We start from the raw sequence: 19327 nt of genomic DNA, 5'->3' as shown, positions 1-19327 counted from the left end.
GGGATAAAGCGGACGCCGCTTACGCTGCGTCGGCCTTGTCGCCCTTGTCCGCCTTGTCGACGGATTTCAGCTTGACGACGGTGTCGCCCTTGTCGGTGTTAAGCGGCGGCAGCGCGCGCACGCCCAGCGATTCGCGCACCTTGTTTTCGATTTCCCACGCCAGCTCCGGACGCTCCTGCAGGAAGATGCGGGCGTTGTCCTTGCCCTGGCCGACGCGCTCGCCGTTGTAGCTGTACCACGAACCGGACTTCTCGACAATCTTCGCTTCCACGCCCAGATCAAGAATCTCGCCCTCGCGCGAGGTGCCGGCACCGTACAGGATGTCGAAGTGCGCTTCCTTGAACGGCGGCGCGATCTTGTTCTTGACGACCTTGACCTTGGTTTCGTTGCCGATCACCTCGTCGCCCGATTTGATCGAGCCGGTGCGGCGGATGTCCAGGCGCACGGAGGCGTAGAACTTCAGCGCGTTGCCGCCGGTGGTGGTCTCCGGGCTGCCGAACATGACGCCGATCTTCATGCGGATCTGGTTGATGAAGATGACCAGGGTGTTGGTGCGGTTGATCGAACCGGTGAGCTTGCGCAGCGCCTGGGACATCAGACGCGCCTGCAGGCCCGGCAGCGAATCGCCCATGTCGCCTTCGATCTCGGCGCGCGGCGTCAGCGCCGCGACGGAGTCGACCACGACCATGTCCACCGAACCGGAACGCACCAGCGCGTCGCAGATTTCCAGCGCCTGTTCGCCCGTGTCCGGCTGCGAGATCAGCAGCTCGTGCAGATTGACGCCCAGCTTCTGCGCGTAGCCCACGTCCAGCGCGTGCTCGGCGTCGATGAAGGCGCAGGTGCCGCCCAGTTTTTGCATTTCCGCGATGGTCTGCAGGGTCAGCGTGGTTTTGCCCGACGATTCAGGACCGTAGATTTCCACCACGCGGCCGCGCGGCAGGCCGCCGACGCCCAGGGCGATGTCCAGGCCCAGCGAGCCGGTCGACACCACCTGCACGTCCTCGATCGGCGCGTTGGCGTCCATGCGCATTACGGAGCCTTTGCCGAATTGCTTTTCAATCTGGGCCAGCGCGGCAGCGAGCGCCTTAGCCTTTTCAGATGCAGGTACAACAGCTTTTTTATCGTCCATAATGTTCTTTCAACCAGTAGGTGGGTGCAAATTCGTCGAATTCGTCGGTACAGGCAGCACTGTATAAAAAAACAGTGCTTAATGCAAGCACGATTTTTAAACAATTTTGAGATAGCACAAAAACTCGCCACCCTGCGCGAAATGCAACACAATACAAGCTTCTGCAGCCGGAGTACCTTACATGCGTATTTTACTTGCCGAGGATGACAGCGTACTGGCCGACGGCCTGACCCGCTCGCTACGCCAGTCCGGCTACGCCATCGATTGCGTCGGCAACGGCCAGGAGGCCGACACCGCCCTGTCGACCCAGGAATTCGACCTGCTGATCCTGGACCTGGGCCTGCCCAAGCTATCCGGGCTGGAGGTGCTGCGCCGCCTGCGCGCGCGCGCCTCGCTGCTGCCGGTGCTGATCCTGACGGCGGCCGATTCGATCGAACAGCGCGTCAACGGCCTCGACCTGGGCGCCGACGACTACATGGCCAAGCCCTTCGCGCTGTCCGAGCTGGAGGCGCGGGTGCGCGCGCTGACCCGGCGCGGCGCCGGCGGCGGCGCCACCGTGGTCAGGCACGGGCCGCTGAGCTACGACCAGGTCGGCCGCAGCGCCTACATCAACGAGCAGATGCTGGACCTGTCGGCGCGCGAGCTGGGCCTGCTGGAAATCCTGCTGGCGCGCAGCGGCCGCCTGGTGTCCAAGGAACAGCTGGTCGACCACCTGTGCGAGTGGGGCGAGGAGGTCAGCAACAACGCCATCGAGGTCTATGTGCACCGGCTGCGCAAGAAGATCGAGGTGGGCGGCATCCGCATCGCCACCGTGCGCGGACTGGGCTACTGCCTGGAGAAATTCTCGGACGCCGCCAAGTGACGCCGCCGGCCTCGCCACCGCAGCAGGATCTGGAATACCAGCCGCCGGCGGCCGAGGCCGACGACGACATCCAGCACTCGCTGTTCGGCGAGATCCTGGACTGGATGCTGGCGCCGCTGCTGCTGCTGTGGCCGATGAGCATCGCGATCACCTACCTGGTGGCCAAGTCCATCGCCAACCAGCCTTTCGACCACGCGCTGGAGGACAGCGTGACCGTGCTGGCGCAGCAGGTGCGCGCGGTGGACGGCAAGCTCATCAAGGGCCTGTCCGGCCCGGCCCGCGACATCCTGCGCGCCGACGACGTCGACAGCGTCTACTTCCAGATCCAGGGCCCGCACGGCGAGCACGTGGACGGCGACCGCGACCTGCCGCCGCCCGTCATCGACGAAGACGACAAGCCGCGCAGCAGCGTGCGCTTCCGCAACGACACCATGCACGGCACGCCGGTGCGCGTGGCCTACGCCTACGTGCGGCTGGAGCGCGACGCCGTCGACGATCCGCAGCTGGCGCTGGTGCAGGTGGCCGAGACGCTGGAGAAGCGCGGCCAGCTGGCCAACGCCATCATCAAGGGCGTGATCCTGCCGCAGTTCATCATCCTGCCCATCGTGCTGGCCCTGGTGTGGTTCGCGCTGGCGCGCGGGCTGTCGCCGCTGGCGCAGCTGCAGGAGCGCATCCGCGCGCGCAGCTCGGACGACCTCAGCCCCATCGCCTCCAACCAGGTGCCGGAGGAGATCTCGCCGCTGGTCAATTCGCTCAACGACATGCTGGCGCGGCTGTCGCTGTCGATCGAGATGCAGAAGCGCTTCATCGCCGACGCCGCGCACCAGATGCGTACGCCGCTGGCGGGCATGCGCATGCAGTCCGAGCTGGCGCTGCGCCAGACCGACAGCGGCGAAATCCACCGCTCGCTGGAGCAGCTGGCCAAGAGCTCGGAGGCGGCCACCCGCCTGGTCAACCAGCTGCTGGCCCTGGCCCGCGCCGAGAACCAGCCGCAGGCCGGCACCGCCATGCTGCCGCTGGAATTGTCCGAGCTGGCGCGCAGCGCGGTGCAGGACTGGGTGCCGGCCTCGTTCGCGCAGCGCATCGACCTGGGCTACGAGGCGCCGGCCGAGCCGGTGCACATCGTCGGCAACCCGACCATGCTGCGCGAGCTGCTGTCGAACCTGATCGACAACGCGCTGCGCTACACGCCGGCCGGCGGCAGCGTCACCGTGCGCGTGCGCGGCGACGCCGAGCACGGCTTCCTGGAGGTCGAGGACACCGGCCCCGGCATCGCCCAGGCCGAGCGCGCGCGGGTGTTCGAGCGCTTCTACCGCATCCTCGGCAACAAGGCCGAGGGCAGCGGCCTGGGCCTGGCCATCGTGCGCGAGATCGCCCAGCAGCACGGCGCCGAGGTCGACATCTACAACAACCCGCGCGCGCAGCAGTCGAAGCTGCCGGGCGCACTGTTCCGGCTGACCTTCCCGTTGCCGCCGCGTCCGCCGGAACCGGAAAGCGAGCCGCCGTACTATGGATAAGAGCCCGCCTTTGAGCCGCGTCCAGCACTGGCAGCGCACGCGCCGCCTGACCGCGATCCTGCTGCTGGTGTGGCTGGCGACCGGCTTCTGCGCCGCCTTCTTCGCCCGCGAGCTGGCCGGCCTGAGCGTGTTCGGCTGGCCGCTGTCGTTCTACCTGGCGGCGCAGGGCGCGTCGCTGGTCTACCTGACCATCCTGGCGCTGTACGCCTGGCGCATGCGCAAGCTCGACCGCGCGGCGGCGGCAGCCAAGCCGGAGCCGCGCGCGTGAAGGCCGCCCGCAGCTTCTTCCAGCGCCTGCGCAGCTACTACCTGCTGTTCACCGCCGGCTTCGCCTGCTTCCTGGTGGCGCTGTCGGTGCTGGAGCAGGAAGGCATGTCGCGCACCTGGATCGGCTACCTGTTCATGTTCGCCACCATCGTGCTGTACGCCTCGATTGGCGTGCTCAGCCGCACCTCCAACGTGCTGGAATACTATGTGGCCGGACGGCGCGTGCCTGCCATGTTCAACGGCATGGCCACCGCCGCCGACTGGATCTCCGCCGCCAGCTTCATCAGCCTGGCCGGCGGCCTGTACCTGCACGGCTTCGACGGCCTGGCCTACATCATGGGCTGGACCGGCGGCTACTGCCTGGTGGCGCTGCTGATCGCGCCCTATCTGCGCAAGTTCAGCCAGTACACCATCCCCGACTTCCTGGCCGCGCGCTACGGCGGCGGCGACGGCGACGGCCGCGGCGGGCGCGCGGTGCGCCTGCTGGCGGTCTGCGCCACCATCATCGTCTCCTTCACCTACGTGGTGGCGCAGATCTACGCGGTGGGGCTGATCGCCTCGCGCTTCACCGGCGTCGATTTCTCGGTCGGCATCTTCCTCGGCCTGGCCAGCATCCTGGTGTGCTCCTTCCTGGGCGGCATGCGCGCCATCACCTGGACCCAGGTGGCGCAGTACATCATCATCCTGGTGGCCTTCCTGATGCCGGCGGTCTGGCTGTCCGGCAAGCACACCGACAACCCCATCCCGCAACTGGCCTACGGCAAGCTGCTGCCCAAGCTGGGCGCGCGCGAGGCCGTGCTGCAGAACGATCCGAAGGAGGCCGAGGTGCGCGCCATCTTCCGCCAGCGCGCCGCCGAGCTCGACACCCGCCTGCGCGCGCTGCCGGCCGCGTGGGAGGCGGGCCGCGGCGAGCTCCAGCGCAAGCTCGACCGCGTCAAGCTGCGCAACGCCTCGCTGCTGGAGATCCGCAACGCCGAGCGGGCGCTGATCGCCTATCCGAAGAACACCGACGAGGCCGCGCGCAGCTGGAGCGAGGCGCGCGACCAGAACCTGGCGCGCGCCGAACCGATCACGCCGCACGCCACGCCCTACCCCGGCGACCCCGAGACCTCGGACATCAAGCGCAACAACTTCCTGGCGCTGGTGTTCTGCCTGATGCTGGGCACGGCCGCGCTGCCGCACATCCTGATGCGCGCCTACACCACGCCGTCGGTGCACGAGACGCGGGTGTCGGTGTTCTGGACGCTGTTCTTCATCCTGCTGATCTACCTGACCATCCCGGCGCTGGCGGTGCTGGTCAAGTACGACATCTACAGCGCGCTGGTCGGCAGCGACTACGCCCACCTGCCCAACTGGGTGTCATACTGGGCCAACGTGGACAAGGCCAATCCGCTGTTCAGTATCAGCGACATCAACCACGACGGCGTGGTGCAGCTGGCCGAGATCACCATCGACGCCGACGTGCTGGTGCTGGCCACGCCGGAGATCGCCGGCCTGCCCTACGTGGTGTCCGGCCTGGTGGCGGCGGGCGGCCTGGCCGCCGCGCTGTCGACCGCCGACGGCCTGCTGCTGGCGATTTCCAACGCGCTGTCGCACGACGTCTACTACAAGCTGGTCGACCGCGGCGCCTCGACCCAGAAGCGGGTGACCATCTCCAAGCTGCTGCTGCTGGGCGTGGCCTTCATCGCCGCCTACGCCGCCTCGCAGAAGCCGGGCGACATCCTGTCGCTGGTGGGCGCGGCGTTCTCGCTGGCGGCCTCGGCGCTGTTCCCGGCGCTGGTGCTGGCCGTGTTCTGGAAGCGCGCCAACTACCAGGGCGCGCTGGCCGGCATGACGGCCGGCTTCGCGGTCTGCCTGTACTACATGCTGCACGCCAGTCCCACGCTGGGCGGCGGCGCGGCCGGCCAATGGTTCCACATCGCGCCTATCTCGGCCGGCATCTTCGGCGTGCCGGCCGGCCTGCTGACGATGGTCGCGGTCAGCCTGCTCACGCCGCCGCCGGCGCCCCAGACCGGCGCGCTGGTCGACTATATCCGCGCGCCGGAAGCGTAGGCGCGCGCCGGCGTGCCTTTGCCGCGGCGCGCACCGCCGCGGCATTTCGACTAGCAAGCGGGAAGCCGTAGAGCTCGCCATGCCGACGGCGCGGCATTCCCATCTTCTCCTTATCCCACTTGGCTCCGTTTAATTTCCAGCGGTCCCGCGCCCTCACTTCAAAGATAGAATTTTCACAATATTTCACAGCATCAAACACCTTCCGTCTTTCACTCAGGGTTTTCCGCATACCGCCGGCAACCCTGCCTTGAAACGGAAAGGGAACCGAAGTGGAAATCGATATCTCGTTCGACCCGGCGCTTGCACACCACAACCCGCCAAGCCTCTCCAGCGGCGATCCGGACCAGTCGGCAGCGCTGGCCTGGAACTACCGGACCTTCCTGATGGGACGCTGCCGCCAGCTCACCCGCGGCAACCGCGAGGACGCCAACGACTTGTTCAGCCGCGTCATGCTCAAACTCTACAGCGAGCCGCCGACGCAGATGGAACAGATACGCCATCTGGGCGGCTGGCTGTACCGGGTGGCGCAGAACCAGTTCATCGACGACCAGCGCGAACGCCGGGCGATGGCGCGGCGCGACGACGAGCTGACCTTTCTCGGCTCGGCCTATGGCGCCGACGCGCCGTCGCCGGAGCAGCAATACCTGAACGACGAATTGCGCCGGCATCTGCGCCTGGCCTTCGACCGCCTGCCGCCGCGCCTGCAGGCGGCCGCGCGCATGCGCCTTCACGACGAGGCGCCGTACAAGGAGATCGCCGCCCATCTGGCCATCAACGAAGTCCTGGCCCGCAAGCTGATCCAGGAGGCGCGCAAGCTGCTGGGCGAGTACCTGCGCGCCTACCTGGGACCGCAGCGCCATGCAACGAACGCCGGGCGCCAAAAAAAGATTCACAGCGCGGCCGCGGCATCCGTCCTAACCGGGACCGCTGCAAGCGAACACAGGCCAATTAAAGGAGAGATCATGGGAACGTACTACACGCTGAAGAACATCGACGTGGCATCGGCCACCGCGGTGGCGATACGCAACCTGATGCTCAAACCCAGCCAGGAGGCGGACGCCGCCGCCGCCCCGGGCCCGACCTTCGCCTACACCGCCTGGCAATTCCTGCGCGCCTCGCCCCAAGCCGAAGAGCTGTTCTGCCACGAAGAGAACCTGTATGCCGGCGTGCGCCGCAGCGGCCAGCCATGGACCCCTGACGCCGGCGCGCGCCACCCGGTCCATCCCGGACGCAGCTATCTGCTGGTGGCCGACGGCGAGCGCTTCGGCCTGCAGCCGCAGAACAAGGGCGGCGACAGCTGCGTCGAAATCGTCGTGCCGGCGGCCGCCGCCGATCCGCTCTCGGTGGACATCGACTGGTATCTGGGCGACGCCGATCCGCGCCATGCCCGCCGGGTCGGCGTCACGCGCGGCGTGCAAAGCGGCAGCGCCGCCCACTACCAGCCCGACCACGGCGTGCTGCTGTTCTTCCCGGTGCCGTCCAGCCATGCCGGCCAGCGCATCTACGAGCCGTCCGACCTCCAGCGGGCGCAGCCCTACAAGGCGCCGGCCAACGCCACCGCGATCGTCGTCAAGCTGCAGGCCGACGAGGGCGGCGTGCCGCAATACAGCTTCAGCCAGCGCAGCGCGCTCGGCGGCGACTAGGCCGCCCCCCTTTCATACCCGTCGCGAAAAATCGCGGACTCGTTCCGCGACGGGGTCTTGTTGCCGAGTCCGCAGCAGTCCCACAACCAGGAGCAAGGAATGGCTACCCAATTCAACGTCAACTACAACGTCGGTTCCGACGAGCTGCAAGGCAAGACCGTGCTGGTCTTCCTGAAGCCGCAGAACCCGCAGCGCAACTACCAGATCCATGCGTGGCAGGTGCTGACCGGTTCGGCCGGCGCGACCGAATCGTTCGGCTACGAGGCCAACATCTCGACCGACGTCACCAGCATCGGCGTCAACGACAACAAAATCGTTTCCGGACGCCAGCCGCTGCTGCCTGGCCAGTTGCTGTCGGCGGTCAGCCCCAGCGGCCTCTCGCCCAAGCTGCAGCCGGCCGCGACCTCGCTGGCGCAAACCAAGCTGACCCCGCAGCAATGCGGCGTCATCAACCAGACCAATCCTTACACCCAGTTCGACAGCAACTGGTATGTGAACGATAAGCCGGTGGTGACCATGCCCTACGTCGATACCAACATGACGGTGAGCTTCGAGTACCTGCCCAACTTCTACTTCATGGTGGCGACGCCGCCGATGGTGGGCCAGACCTACATCGTCCAGAACTTCTCGGACATGACGCAGTACGTGATGCCGATCACGGCCACCGAAGTCAATGTCACGCTGACCCGCAACCAGGGCCTGTGGACCTTCGACTTCGACGCGCAGTAATCCCCGCCGGGCGGGCCGCCGCCGTCGCGGCCCGCCCGGCCATTGCGGCCACACACCGAAGGAGGACAATATGATCGAATGCAGCGTCCATTCACGCGTCGCGGAGATGCACGGCAAGCGGGTGCTGGTGTTCCTGCAGCCGCGCGGCGCCAGGACCGACTACCGGATCCACGCGTGGCAAGACCTGGATATCTCGTCGGAGGCGACCGCGCGCTTCCAGTTCGACGCCGCCATCAGCGCCCGCGTCCAGACCGCCAGCGCAGGCGGCAACCAGACCTGGTCGGCCCCGCACCCGGTGCGGCGCGGCCAGTTGCTGCTGGTCGAACGGCAGGACCAGCTCTCGCCCACGCTCGGCCGGGCGCCGGCCGGCATGGCGGCCGCACGGCTGACGCCGACGCAGGCCGGCGTGTTCAATCAAACCATCCCCTACGCCAGCGTCGATTGCATCTGGCAGGTCGGCGGCAGTCCGGTGGTGACGATGCCGCGCATCGACTGGGGCATGACCTGCACCTTCGAATACACGCCCACGCTGTACTGCATGGTGGCCGCGCCCATGGTCACCGGCGAGAACTTTTCCGTGCAGGCGTTTACCGACATGACCGCGTTTCCGCTGGACGAGGGCATGGCGCAGCTGAGCATCGAGGTCTGCCGCAACAAGAACCGCTGGAGCTTCCACTTCCGCAGCGATCTCGACGAATAACGCTCACAGCTGCGCGCCGCCTTCGTCATACAGGCGCCGGGCGATGAGCCGGTGACTCCCCCGCCGCCCCCGCGGCGGCCCTTATGCAACGTCCTTGTCATGACTGGAGAACCCTGATGAACACCACCGCATTTGCAGTCTTCCGCCGCCGCGCCCTGTTCCTGCTCGCGCTGTTTGCCGGCGCGCTGGCCGGCGGCGCCCACGCGCAACAATACCTGTATCGCGGCATGCGTCTCGATCCGGCCATTCCGGCGCCGGTGCCGCCCCGGCCCAGCACCGCCGTCAACGCGACGGGCCTGACGGTGCGCCCGAACGATGTGGGCAATCCTGGCGCCCTCGCTCTGGTGCAGCCGACCAACGGCCAGGGCGCGGCACAAGGCATGTCGGTGGTCTGGTCGGCCAACGATGCCGACGCCTGCCAGCTGCCGCCGCACGCCCGTCCCGCCGGCAACAACTGGAATGGCACGCCCGGCAATCCAGCCGCGCTGCGGGTATGGCGCCTGGACCTGATTGCCCATCCGTTGCCGGTCACGCTGGCGTCGTCCGCCGCCTCGCTGCCGGCCGCGCCGCCCCTGCTGGCCGCGCCGATGCATGCGCTGGTGACGAGCGTGGTGCCCGGCGTGACGCTGGCCGCCCTCCAGGCAGCCGTGGTCGGCACCGCAGCCCACTGGACCATCGTGCCGCCGCCGGCGGCGCCCTGCCCTTGAGCGGCATGCCTTAGGTACAAACTCGACAGAAAAGGGGCTTCATCATGCAACGATCCTCTCCACTGCAACAGCACTGCCAGCACTGCCTGGACGGCGGCGGCGCGTTCACCCTGACCGGCCTGTCGCGGCAAGTCGTCGCGGCCAACCAGAGCGGCATGAAGAAGTCCGCCATCATGGCGCTGCTGCACGACATCCTGCAGCGGCTGGAGCATGCCAAGCGCGACGCGGAATGCGAGTTGGTGACCGAGCTGGTCCAACGCATCGTCGACTTCTCCCCCGGCGCGATCGCGCCTGATGAAGCCCCCGACGCCGCCGGCCCGTCCGGCCGCGGCCACCCCTAAACGGACGAAAGGAAATGCCATGTACCGCTACCCCATGATTGCGTGCCTGTTCGCGGGCTTATTGTTCCTGACCGGCCTCTGGCTGCTGCCTGCCGCGATCGGCCAGCCCGCGCTCAGGAACGAGGTGAGCTGGGTCGGCACCAGGGTGCAACCGTCGGACGACATGCGCAAGACGGCCCTGCAGTTCGCCCAGCGCAACCTGCCCTCCGCCGTGCCCACCCAGGTGGCGTTTGTGCAGATCCGGGCCAGCTCTCCGCACCACCGGGTGCCCGTCGCCACCTTCTACGGCTGGCGGATGCAATATGCCGGCGCCCAAATCGGCAGCGCCGCCAAGGTCGACCTGACGCTGCTGCTGAACAGCGACGCCCCGGTGGTCGACGGCTGGCCGCCGTATGGCCTGGTGGCGATACTGGCCGACCGCAGCGCGCCGCCGCTGCCGCCATGACGCCCGCGCCTGTGGCGGATTTGGCAACTTGGTGCTATTGTCCGGTGCTTGGCTGTTTTGCGTAACAGCCCGACCAACCCGCACGAGAGCGCCCATGAAATTTCGCACCATCCTGCTGCTGGCGGCCTGCGCCGCCAGCCAGGCTTTCCACGCCGCCCAGGCCGCCGACGCGCCGCCGCCCCGCCCACCGGTCGAAGCCTTCTTCGGCAATCCGGAATTCAATGAAGCCCAGCTCTCGCCCAGCGGCAAATACCTGGCCGTCAAGGTCGGCTCCAAGAACCAGCGCGACCGCCTGGCCGTGGTGGAACTGGGGCCGAACACGGTCCAGGTGGTGGGCAACTTCAGCGACGCCGACATCGGCCGCTTCCAGTGGATCAGCGACGAGCGCCTGGCCTTCACCGCCGCCGACCACCAGCTGGCCCAGGGCGACCAGCGCTACGCGCCCGGCCTGTACGCGATCAACCGCGACGGCACCCACTTCCTCCAGCTGGCCATGCGCAACGGCAAGCCCTTCATCAGCGCCGGCTCCGGCAGCTCGCTGACGCGCGAGCTGCTGCCGTGGCACACCTATATGCTGGACCAGCCCGGCGCGCAGGATTCGGAATACATGTACGTGCTCAATTCGGCCTTCAGCGGCCTGGGCCAGGTGGACCACATCGACCTGCAACGCATCAACACCCTGACCGGGCGCGTGCAGGCCACCATCGCCCGCCCCGGCGACAGCATGAGCTGGCTGCTGGACAACAAGGGCGAGCCGCGCCTGACCGAAACCCTGAAGGAGCGCACCAGCGAGATCTGGTACCGCGATCCGGCCACCAACGCCTGGCGCAAACTGACCGGTTTCGACAGCTACACCGGCGGCAAGAACGCCTTCACGCCGCTGGCGTTCGGGCCGGACGGCACGCTGTACGTGGTCATGAACAAGGACAGCGACCGCTCGGCGATCCACAGCTACGACCTGGCCACCAACACCGTCTCCGAGCAGCCCATCGTCAAGCTGGACGGCTACGACTTCCGCGGCCGCCTGATCATGGAGCGCAACAAGATCCTCGGCGTGCGCTACCTGACCGACGCCACCGGCACGGTGTGGTTCGACGCCGGCATGAAGGCGATGCAGGACCAGCTGGACGCCATGCTGCCCAACACCGTCAACCTGCTGACGCCGCCGACCCAGCCGCAGGCGCCGTGGGTGCTGGTGCGCGCGTTCAGCGACGTCTGGCCCTCGCGCAGCTTCCTGTACAACCGCGACACCAAGCAGCTGACGGCGGTGGGCTCGACCTATCCGGCCATCAACCCGATGCAGATGGCGCACAAGACCATGGTGCACTACAAGGCGCGCGACGGCCTCGACATCCCGGCCTGGCTGACCACGCCGCAGGGCGGCGGCAAGCACCTGCCGATGGTGGTGCTGGTGCACGGCGGACCCTACGTCCGCGGCGGCAACCTGGAGTGGGAGCCGCAGGCGCAGTTCCTGGCCTCGCGCGGCTACGCGGTGCTGGAGCCGGAATACCGCGGCAGCACCGGCTTCGGCGTGCGCCACTACCGCGCCGGCTGGAAGCAATGGGGCTTGAAGATGCAGGACGATATCGCCGACGGCGCGCGCTGGGCCATCGCCCGCGGCACGGCCGACGCCAAGCGCATCTGCATCGCCGGCGCCAGCTACGGCGGCTACGCCACGCTGATGGGCCTGATCAACGATCCCGAGCTGTACCGGTGCGGCATCGACTGGGCGGGCGTGACCGACATCAACCTGATGCACGACGGCCACTGGGCTTACATATCGGACTTTTCGGACAGCTGGAAGCAGTACGGCATCCCGGAACTGGTCGGCGACCCGGTCAAGGACGCCGACCAGCTGAAGGCCACGTCGCCGCTGCTGCAGGCGGCCCGCATCAAGCAGCCGCTGCTGCTGGCTTACGGCGGCGCCGACCAGCGCGTGCCGCTGCCGCACGGCACCAAGTTCTACAAGGCGGTCAAGCAGACCAACGCCGACGTCGAGTGGATCGAGTATCCGGATGAGGGCCACGGCTGGGCGCTGCCCAAGAACCGCTTCGACTTCTGGACCCGGGTCGAGCGATTCCTCGACAAGCACATCGGCGCGGGAGCCGCGCAATGAAGGCCGTCCGCAACATGCTGCTGGCCGCGCTCGCGCTGACGGCCGCCTGCCGCGCCCAGGCCGCGCCGCCGCCGGTGGCCAGCTTCTTCGCCAATCCCGTCTTCAACGGCGCCATGCTCTCGCCCAACGGCCGCTACCTGGCCGCCTTCATCGGCGCCGACGACAAGCGCGACGGCCTGGCCGTGGTCGACCTGTCCGACCTGAGCGCCCGCATGGTGGCGCAGTTCCGCGACACCGACATCGGCCAGGCGCAGTGGGTCAACAACGAGCGCCTGCTGTTCAGCACAGTCGACAAGAGCGTAGGCCGGCGCGACGCGCGCTTCGGCCCCGGCCTGTTCGTGGTCGACCGCGACGGCAAGCACTTCCGCCAGCTGGCCAGGCGCAACAACCCGTTCTTCCAGAGCGGCGACGGCGGCCGCGAACTGCTGCCCTGGCACACCTACATGCTGGACCAGGCCGGCGCGCAGGACAGCGAGGAGGTCTACGTCACCGACGCCGACATCCGCGGCGCCGGCATCCTGGCGGCGTCCGACCTGCTGCGGCTGAACACGCGCACCGGCGTCACCCGCGCGGTCGAGCATCCGGGCGTGGCGCGCGGCTGGCTGCTGGACCAGCAAGGCCAGCCGCGCCTGGTCGAGACGCTGGACCAGAACACCGAATCCATCCACTACCTGGACCCGGCCACCGGCCAGTGGCGCACGCTGGCCAGCTTCAACGCCTACACCGGCGGCGCCGGCGGCTTCGATCCGCTGGCCTTCGGCCCGGACGGCACGCTGTACGTGACCAACCACGCCGGCCGGGACCGCAGCGCGCTGTACCGCTACGACCTGGTCCACAACAAGCTGTCCGACCAACCGCTGGTGACGCTGGACGGCTTCGATTTCAGCGGCCACCTGATCGTCAGCGACCAGCGCCTGCTGGGCGTGCGCGTGCACGGCGACGCCGAGGGCACGGTCTGGTTCGACGCCGGCATGAAGGCGCTGCAAAAGACGGTGGACGCCATCCTGCCCGGCACCATCAACCTGATCACCCCGGCCAGCCGGCCGGAGACGGCGTGGGTGCTGGTGCAGTCGTACTCGGACAAGCAGCCGCAGCGCACGCTGGTGTTCAACACCGAGACCCGGCGCATGAGCGAGGTCGGCAGCCTGGCGCCGCAGATCAAGCCGGCCGACATGGGCAGCCGCGAGCTGGTGCACTACACCGCGCGCGACGGCCTCGACATCCCGGCCTGGCTGACGCTGCCGCCGGGCGGCCGCGACCAGCACCTGCCGATGGTGGTGCTGGTGCACGGCGGCCCCTACCTGCGCGGCGGCAGCTGGAACTGGAACGCCGACGCCCAGTTCCTGGCCACGCGCGGCTACGCGGTGCTGGAGCCGGAGTTCCGCGGCAGCACCGGCTTCGGCAACGCGCACTTCCGCGCCGGCTGGAAGCAGTGGGGCTTGAAGATGCAGGACGACATCGCCGACGGCACGCGCTGGGCCATCGCCCAGGGCACGGCCGACGCCGGCCGCATCTGCATCGCCGGCGCCAGCTACGGCGGCTACGCCACGCTGATGGGCCTGATCAACGATCCCGATCTGTACCAGTGCGGCATCGACTGGGTGGGCGTGACCGACATCGACCTGCTGTACGACAGCGGCTGGCGCTACGCCTCCGACCTGCCGCAGGGCTGGAAGCAGTACGGCATGCCGGCGCTGATCGGCGACCGGGTCAAGGACGCGGCGCAGTTGCAAGCCACCTCGCCGCTGCGCCAGGCGGCGCGCGTGACGCAGCCGCTGCTGCTGGCCTACGGCGGCGCCGACGTGCGGGTGCCGATCACGCACGGGCTGCAGTTCTACGACGCGGTCAAGGCCGGCAATCCGCGCGCCGAGTGGATCGAGTACCCGGAGGAAGGCCACGGCTGGGCGCTGCCGAAGAACCGCATCGACTTCTGGACCAGGGTGGAGCATTTCCTCGACAAGAATATCGGCGCGCGCTGAAAGTCGCGCTATAGTCTTGTTGCAGCAAACCTGTTCAACGTCTACGGAGGAGCGCGCATGTCGTCGGGAAAAATCTTGGTCGCACAGGGAGGCGGTCCCACCGCCGTCATCAACCAGTCGCTGGCGGGGGTGGTGCTGGAGGCGCGCCGCTTCCGCGACGTCAGCCGCGTCTACGGCGCGCTGCACGGCGTGCGCGGCATCATCAACGAAGACCTGGTCGACCTGACCCGCGAGACCAGCCACAACCTGGAGCTGGTGGCGGCCACGCCGTCGTCGGCGCTGGGCTCCACGCGCGACAAGCCGGACCTGGCCTATTGCGCCGAGATCTTCAAGGTCCTGCGCGCGCACGAGATCGAGCAGTTCTACTACATCGGCGGCAACGACTCGTCCGACACGGTGCGCATCGTCAGCGAGCAGGCGCAGCAGGCCGGCTATCCGCTGCGCAGCATCCACATCCCCAAGACCATAGACAACGACCTGGTCGGCAGCGACCACACGCCGGGCTTCCCGTCGGCGGCCCGCTTCGTCGCGCAAGCCTTCGCCGGCGCCAACCTGGACAACGCCGCCCTGCCCGGCGTCTACGTGGGCGTGGTGATGGGCCGCCACGCCGGCTTCCTCACGGCCGCCTCGGCGCTGGGCAAGAAGTTCCCGGACGACGGCCCGCACCTGATCTATCTGCCCGAGCGCGTGTTCTCGCTGGAGCAGTTCCTGGCCGACGTCAAGGCCACCTACGCGCGCCACGGTCGCTGCGTGATCGCCGTGTCCGAGGGCATCCACGACGCCTCCGGCGAACCGATCGCCAGCCTGCTGGCCAAGGAGATCGAGCGCGACGCGCACGGCAACGTGCAGCTGTCGGGCACGGGCGCGCTGGCCGACCTGCTGTGCGACGAGATCAAGGCCAGGCTGGGCATCAAGCGCGTGCGCGGCGACACCTTCGGCTATCTGCAACGGTCCTTCATCGGCTGCGTGTCGGACGTGGACCAGCGCGAGGCGCGCGAGGTGGGCGAGAAGGCGGTGCAGTTCGCCATGTGGGGCGGACGCGACGGCTCGGTGGCGATCAAGCGCACCGGCTTCTACTCGGTCGACTACGAGCTGATGGCGCTGGCCGACGTGGCCGGCAAGACGCGGGTGATGGAGGACGAGTTCATCAGCGCCAGCGGCACCGACGTGACCGACGCCTTCCGCATGTATCTGCGCCCGCTGCTGGGTTCGGGCATGCCGGACGCCTTCCGCCTGCGGCCGTCGCCGGTGGAAAAAATTCTGAAGAAATAGGAGATGAAGATGAGCATATTCCAACGCGGCCTGCTGCTGGCCATGCTGGCCGGCGCCGCCGTGGCCGCCGCCGCGCAGAACGCCAACCAGCCACCGCCGCCCGACGGCAGGCGCGGCCCGCCGCAGGAGGCGATCGACGCCTGCAAGGGCAAGGCCGAAGGCGCCAAGGTCACCTTCAAGGGCCGGCGCGGCGAGGACGTCAAGGGCGTGTGCAAGAAGATGCGCGAAGGCGTGGTCGCCGTGCCCGAGGGCGGCATGCCGCCGCTACCGCCGGATCAGCGCAAGTAACAGCGAATCAGCTCAGGTGCTCAGGCCGCGTCTGTCCGTACCGGAAAAACAAAAGGTCGAACCGTAGCGGGATCGACCTTTTTTCTCGCCTGCGTCACGTCATGCGCAGCCTGCATGGCCATCCAGCACATGGCGGATCGATCGAACACCAGTTCGAGCCGTACCGCCATTTCCGCCGTCAAGGCGATTTCGCGTAAAAAAAGCGGACGACGCCGGGGCGTGGTCCGCTTCTTTAAAAAGACGATCGATTAAACGACGATGGTCTGGTGCTCGTCGCCGACGCGGGCGCGGATGGCGCCGATGGTGTAGACGGTCTCGCCGGCCGCTTCCAGCTGGGCGATGGCGGCCGCGGCGTTGTCCTTCGACACGATCACGGTCATGCCGATGCCGCAGTTGAACACGCGGTGCATCTCGGCGTCGGCCACGCCGCCGTGCTGCTGCAGCCAGGTGAACAGCGGAGGCATGGTCCACGCCTTCGAGTCCAGCTCGGCCACCAGGCCAGGCTGCAGCACGCGCGGGATGTTCTCGACCAGGCCGCCGCCGGTGATGTGCACCATGCCTTTGACTTCCATCGAGGCCATCAGCGCCAGCAGCGGCTTGACGTAGATGCGGGTCGGCTGCATCAGCACGTCGGCCAGCTTGCGGCCGTGGAAGTCGCCTTCCAGATCCGGCTTGGCCACTTCGATGATCTTGCGCACCAGCGAGTAGCCGTTGGAGTGCACGCCCGACGAGGCCAGGCCCAGCACCACGTCGCCCGGGGCGATCTTGGTGCCGTCGATGATCTTGGATTTTTCCACCGCGCCGACCGCGAAGCCGGCCAGGTCGTATTCGCCGGCCGGGTACATGGACGGCATTTCCGCCGTCTCGCCGCCGATCAGCGCGCAGCCGGCCTGTTCGCAACCCTGGGCGATGCCCTTGATGACGTCGGTGGCGGTGGCCACGTCCAGCTTGCCGCAGGCGAAGTAGTCGAGGAAGAACAGCGGCTCGGCGCCCTGCACCAGGATGTCGTTGACGCTCATGGCGACCAGGTCGATGCCGACCGTGTCGTGGCGGTTCAGCTCGAACGCCAGTTTCAGCTTGGTACCCACGCCGTCGGTGCCGGAGACCAGCACCGGCTCCTTGTACTTCTTGCTGATCTCGAACATGGCGCCGAAACCGCCCAAGCCGCCCATCACGCCTTCGCGCATGGTGCGCTTGGCAAAAGGCTTGATCGCTTCGACTAAAGCGTCGCCCGCGTCGATATCGACGCCGGCGTCACGGTAGGACAGGGAAACATTAGAAGTTTGGCTCATGGTGTATTTCGCAGCGGAGGCGGTAAAATAGAAGGCGGAGACCTGTTTCGTAGCAAAAAGCCACGAAAATGCGCAAAATGCGGCGCAACAACCCGGTCAATCCGCTATTTTATCAAAATGCCCCGTCCAACAGCCGTTTTTAACTATCTAAATCACTTTCCATGCCATTTCCCCTCTCGGTAGAGCAAAAGCAAACGGCATTCTGGGTGGCGATCTGGGCGGCATTCTTCCTCTTGCTGGTCACTTTGGGACCGGTGCTCACGCCCTTCCTGGCCGCCGCCATCATCGCCTACGCGCTCAATCCGGGCGTCGATTTCCTCGACCACCTGCGCCTCGGCCGCCTGAAGATGCGGGTGCCGCGCGCGCTGGCCGTGCTGGTGGTGGTGGTGCTGTTCTTCGCCGCCATCGCCACGCTGGTGCTGATCGTGGTGCCGGTGCTGCAGAAGGAGATCCCGCTGCTGCAGGCGCAGATCCCCGCCTTCCTGGCCAAGGCCAACGACCTGCTCGGCCCCAAGCTGCAGGAAATGGGCGTCAAGGTGAGGCTCGACAGCGCCGGCATCAAGAAGCTGGTGTCGCAGCAGATGGCCACCAGCGGCGACGAGATCTGGACCGCCGTGCTCAATTCGGCGCGCGTGGGCGGCACCGCAGTGCTGGGCTGGATCGCCACGCTGGTGCTGATCCCGGTGGTGCTGTTCTACCTGCTGCTGGACTGGCACCCGATGCTGGCCCGCATCGCCGGCTGCGTGCCGCGCCGCTGGATAGGCGCCACCATGGCCATGGCCGAGGAGGTCGACACCCTGCTGGCCCAGTATCTGCGCGGCCAGCTGCTGGTGATGTTCGTGCTGGCGGTGTATTACTCGGTGGCGCTGGCCATCGCCGGCTTCGACGTCGCCCTGCCGGTCGGCATCATCACCGGCCTGCTGGTGTTCATCCCCTATCTGGGCTTCGGCCTGGGCCTGGTGCTGGCGCTGATCTCGGCGGTGCTGCAGTTTACCGACTGGAGCGGCGTGATCGCGGTGGCCGGCATCTACGGCGCCGGCCAGGTGCTGGAGGGCTTCTTCCTCACGCCGCGCCTGGTGGGCGAGCGCATCGGCCTCAATCCGCTGGCGGTGATCTTCGCCTTGTTGGCCTTCGGCCAGCTGTTCGGCTTTGTCGGCGTGCTGCTCGCCTTGCCCGCTTCGGCGGTGCTGATGGTGGCATTTAAGCATCTGCGCCGCCACTACCTGAGCAGCAGCTTCTATAATGCGTGACGTGAAACAGAAAAACGTTATGCAAAAGACCACAAACAGGCGAACGCCATGAAACAGCTGGTGCTCGATTTAGGCGCGGACCAGGCGCACAGCCTCGCATCGTTCGAGGTGGGACAGAATGCCGAAGCGGCAGCGCTGATGGCGCAGTTCGCCGACCGCACGTCGCGCGAGCACTTCGCCTACCTGTGGGGCGCGGGCGGGGTCGGCAAGACCCACCTGCTCAAGGCCCTGGCCAGCGCCGGCGGCGAGGCCGAGCAGCTGCGCGCGCGCTACATCTCGCCGTTTTCCATCGAGTCCGAATTCGTCTACTCGCCGGAGGTGGACCTGTACCTGCTGGACGACTGCGAGAAGCTGTCGCCGCTGGCGCAGATCGACGCCTTCGCCCTGTTCAATGAAATCCGCGCCAACAACGCCTTCATGGTGTGCAGCGGCGCGGTGGCGCCGGCGGTGCTGCCGGTGCGCGAGGACCTGCGCACGCGCATGGGCTGGGGCCTGATCTACCAGATCCACGGCCTGACCGACGACGAAAAGGTGGCCGCGCTGACGGCCGCCGCCACCGCCCGCGGCTTGACGCTGTCGCCCGGCGTGATACCCTACTTGCTGTCCCATTTTCAGCGCGACATGCGGTCGCTGTCGACGATGCTGGACTCGCTGGACCAATATTCCCTGGAAACCCAACGCCCGATCACCCTGCCGCTGCTGCGCGAGTGGTTGCAGGCGGAAGCTAAAGAATGACGA

The 19327-nt window shown here is 67.5% G+C and carries 19 protein-coding genes; 17 read left to right on the top strand and 2 right to left on the bottom strand.

Features of this window, described 5'->3' with window-relative positions; genetic code table 11:
* Window positions 1-19: 19 nt before the first annotated feature.
* Entirely contained in the window at window positions 20-1129 is a 1110-nt protein-coding gene (recA, locus tag AC07WS_RS24960; protein ID WP_161095824.1) for a recombinase RecA, read from the bottom strand.
* Between the two features lie 181 nt (window positions 1130-1310).
* Between recA and AC07WS_RS24955 the strand changes: the two genes are divergently transcribed.
* From AC07WS_RS24955 to AC07WS_RS24885, 15 genes are all read left to right on the top strand, one after another.
* Window positions 1311-1991 (top strand): response regulator, encoded by a 681-nt coding sequence (locus AC07WS_RS24955; protein WP_494731669.1) that lies wholly within the window; start codon window positions 1311-1313, stop codon window positions 1989-1991.
* Window positions 1988-3508 (top strand): sensor histidine kinase, encoded by a 1521-nt coding sequence (locus AC07WS_RS24950; protein WP_494731668.1) that lies wholly within the window; start codon window positions 1988-1990, stop codon window positions 3506-3508. Before AC07WS_RS24955 ends, AC07WS_RS24950 begins: the two co-directional genes overlap by 4 nt.
* Entirely contained in the window at window positions 3501-3776 is a 276-nt protein-coding gene (locus tag AC07WS_RS24945; RefSeq protein ID WP_494731667.1) for a DUF4212 domain-containing protein, read from the top strand. Before AC07WS_RS24950 ends, AC07WS_RS24945 begins: the two co-directional genes overlap by 8 nt.
* Window positions 3773-5827, top strand: a complete 2055-nt coding sequence (locus tag AC07WS_RS24940; protein WP_494731666.1) for a sodium:solute symporter family protein — start codon at window positions 3773-3775, stop codon at window positions 5825-5827. Before AC07WS_RS24945 ends, AC07WS_RS24940 begins: the two co-directional genes overlap by 4 nt.
* A gap of 269 nt (window positions 5828-6096) precedes the next feature.
* Window positions 6097-7470: an RNA polymerase sigma factor gene (locus AC07WS_RS24935; protein ID WP_494731665.1), complete on the top strand. Its 1374-nt coding sequence runs from the start codon at window positions 6097-6099 to the stop codon at window positions 7468-7470.
* 99 nt (window positions 7471-7569) lie between these two features.
* Window positions 7570-8199, top strand: coding sequence for a hypothetical protein (locus AC07WS_RS24930; protein ID WP_494731664.1), 630 nt, complete (start codon window positions 7570-7572; stop codon window positions 8197-8199).
* Between the two features lie 70 nt (window positions 8200-8269).
* The gene (locus tag AC07WS_RS24925) at window positions 8270-8899 is read left to right on the top strand and encodes a hypothetical protein (RefSeq protein ID WP_494731663.1); all 630 of its coding nucleotides are present in this window, start codon (window positions 8270-8272) and stop codon (window positions 8897-8899) included.
* A 116-nt stretch (window positions 8900-9015) separates the two neighbouring features.
* Window positions 9016-9606 carry a hypothetical protein gene (locus AC07WS_RS24920; RefSeq protein ID WP_494731662.1) on the top strand — a complete coding sequence of 197 codons (591 nt, stop codon included), beginning with the start codon at window positions 9016-9018 and terminating at the stop codon, window positions 9604-9606.
* Window positions 9607-9650: 44 nt separating this feature from the next.
* Window positions 9651-9947: a hypothetical protein gene (locus tag AC07WS_RS24915; protein ID WP_494731661.1), complete on the top strand. Its 297-nt coding sequence runs from the start codon at window positions 9651-9653 to the stop codon at window positions 9945-9947.
* Between the two features lie 19 nt (window positions 9948-9966).
* On the top strand, window positions 9967-10392 hold the full coding sequence (locus AC07WS_RS24910; protein ID WP_494731660.1) for a hypothetical protein: 426 nt from the start codon (window positions 9967-9969) through the stop codon (window positions 10390-10392).
* 94 nt (window positions 10393-10486) lie between these two features.
* Complete coding sequence (locus AC07WS_RS24905) at window positions 10487-12508, top strand: S9 family peptidase (protein WP_494731659.1); 2022 nt, start codon at window positions 10487-10489, stop codon at window positions 12506-12508.
* Window positions 12505-14487: a S9 family peptidase gene (locus AC07WS_RS24900; RefSeq protein WP_494731658.1), complete on the top strand. Its 1983-nt coding sequence runs from the start codon at window positions 12505-12507 to the stop codon at window positions 14485-14487. The genes AC07WS_RS24905 and AC07WS_RS24900 overlap by 4 nt, the downstream gene beginning before the upstream one ends.
* A gap of 57 nt (window positions 14488-14544) precedes the next feature.
* The gene (locus AC07WS_RS24895; RefSeq protein ID WP_494731657.1) at window positions 14545-15759 is read left to right on the top strand and encodes a 6-phosphofructokinase; all 1215 of its coding nucleotides are present in this window, start codon (window positions 14545-14547) and stop codon (window positions 15757-15759) included.
* A gap of 9 nt (window positions 15760-15768) precedes the next feature.
* On the top strand, window positions 15769-16047 hold the full coding sequence (locus tag AC07WS_RS24890; RefSeq protein ID WP_494731656.1) for a hypothetical protein: 279 nt from the start codon (window positions 15769-15771) through the stop codon (window positions 16045-16047).
* A gap of 114 nt (window positions 16048-16161) precedes the next feature.
* The gene (locus AC07WS_RS24885) at window positions 16162-16299 is read left to right on the top strand and encodes a hypothetical protein (protein ID WP_494731655.1); all 138 of its coding nucleotides are present in this window, start codon (window positions 16162-16164) and stop codon (window positions 16297-16299) included.
* Here AC07WS_RS24885 and purM read toward each other — a convergent pair.
* Window positions 16296-17339 (bottom strand): phosphoribosylformylglycinamidine cyclo-ligase, encoded by a 1044-nt coding sequence (purM, locus tag AC07WS_RS24880; protein ID WP_486060952.1) that lies wholly within the window; start codon window positions 17337-17339, stop codon window positions 16296-16298. The genes AC07WS_RS24885 and purM overlap by 4 nt on opposite strands.
* Window positions 17340-17500: 161 nt before the next feature.
* On the opposite strand from purM, the gene AC07WS_RS24875 reads away from it, so the two are divergent.
* Entirely contained in the window at window positions 17501-18589 is a 1089-nt protein-coding gene (locus tag AC07WS_RS24875) for an AI-2E family transporter (protein ID WP_494731654.1), read from the top strand.
* 48 nt (window positions 18590-18637) lie between these two features.
* On the top strand, window positions 18638-19324 hold the full coding sequence (hda, locus tag AC07WS_RS24870; protein WP_161088999.1) for a DnaA regulatory inactivator Hda: 687 nt from the start codon (window positions 18638-18640) through the stop codon (window positions 19322-19324).
* Window positions 19325-19327: the final 3 nt, after the last annotated feature.

It is taken from the genome of Duganella sp. GW821-FHT01E12 (genome assembly GCF_059422325.1).
This window is presented reverse-complemented; position numbering and strand designations above follow the sequence as displayed.

Bases quoted from the DNA above. Each gene is read 5' to 3' on its own strand.
- AC07WS_RS24930 (WP_494731664.1), top strand. From the start codon at position 7,570: ATGGCTACCCAATTCAACGTCAACTACAACGTCGGTTCCGACGAGCTG.
- AC07WS_RS24895 (WP_494731657.1), top strand. From the start codon at position 14,545: ATGTCGTCGGGAAAAATCTTGGTCGCACAGGGAGGCGGTCCCACCGCC.
- AC07WS_RS24910 (WP_494731660.1), top strand. From the start codon at position 9,967: ATGTACCGCTACCCCATGATTGCGTGCCTGTTCGCGGGCTTATTGTTC.
- AC07WS_RS24945 (WP_494731667.1), top strand. From the start codon at position 3,501: ATGGATAAGAGCCCGCCTTTGAGCCGCGTCCAGCACTGGCAGCGCACG.
- AC07WS_RS24885 (WP_494731655.1), top strand. From the start codon at position 16,162: ATGGCCATCCAGCACATGGCGGATCGATCGAACACCAGTTCGAGCCGT.
- AC07WS_RS24875 (WP_494731654.1), top strand. From the start codon at position 17,501: ATGCCATTTCCCCTCTCGGTAGAGCAAAAGCAAACGGCATTCTGGGTG.
- purM (WP_486060952.1), bottom strand. From the start codon at position 17,339: ATGAGCCAAACTTCTAATGTTTCCCTGTCCTACCGTGACGCCGGCGTC.
- AC07WS_RS24905 (WP_494731659.1), top strand. From the start codon at position 10,487: ATGAAATTTCGCACCATCCTGCTGCTGGCGGCCTGCGCCGCCAGCCAG.
- AC07WS_RS24890 (WP_494731656.1), top strand. From the start codon at position 15,769: ATGAGCATATTCCAACGCGGCCTGCTGCTGGCCATGCTGGCCGGCGCC.
- AC07WS_RS24915 (WP_494731661.1), top strand. From the start codon at position 9,651: ATGCAACGATCCTCTCCACTGCAACAGCACTGCCAGCACTGCCTGGAC.
- AC07WS_RS24900 (WP_494731658.1), top strand. From the start codon at position 12,505: ATGAAGGCCGTCCGCAACATGCTGCTGGCCGCGCTCGCGCTGACGGCC.
- hda (WP_161088999.1), top strand. From the start codon at position 18,638: ATGAAACAGCTGGTGCTCGATTTAGGCGCGGACCAGGCGCACAGCCTC.
- AC07WS_RS24920 (WP_494731662.1), top strand. From the start codon at position 9,016: ATGAACACCACCGCATTTGCAGTCTTCCGCCGCCGCGCCCTGTTCCTG.
- AC07WS_RS24925 (WP_494731663.1), top strand. From the start codon at position 8,270: ATGATCGAATGCAGCGTCCATTCACGCGTCGCGGAGATGCACGGCAAG.
- recA (WP_161095824.1), bottom strand. From the start codon at position 1,129: ATGGACGATAAAAAAGCTGTTGTACCTGCATCTGAAAAGGCTAAGGCG.
- AC07WS_RS24955 (WP_494731669.1), top strand. From the start codon at position 1,311: ATGCGTATTTTACTTGCCGAGGATGACAGCGTACTGGCCGACGGCCTG.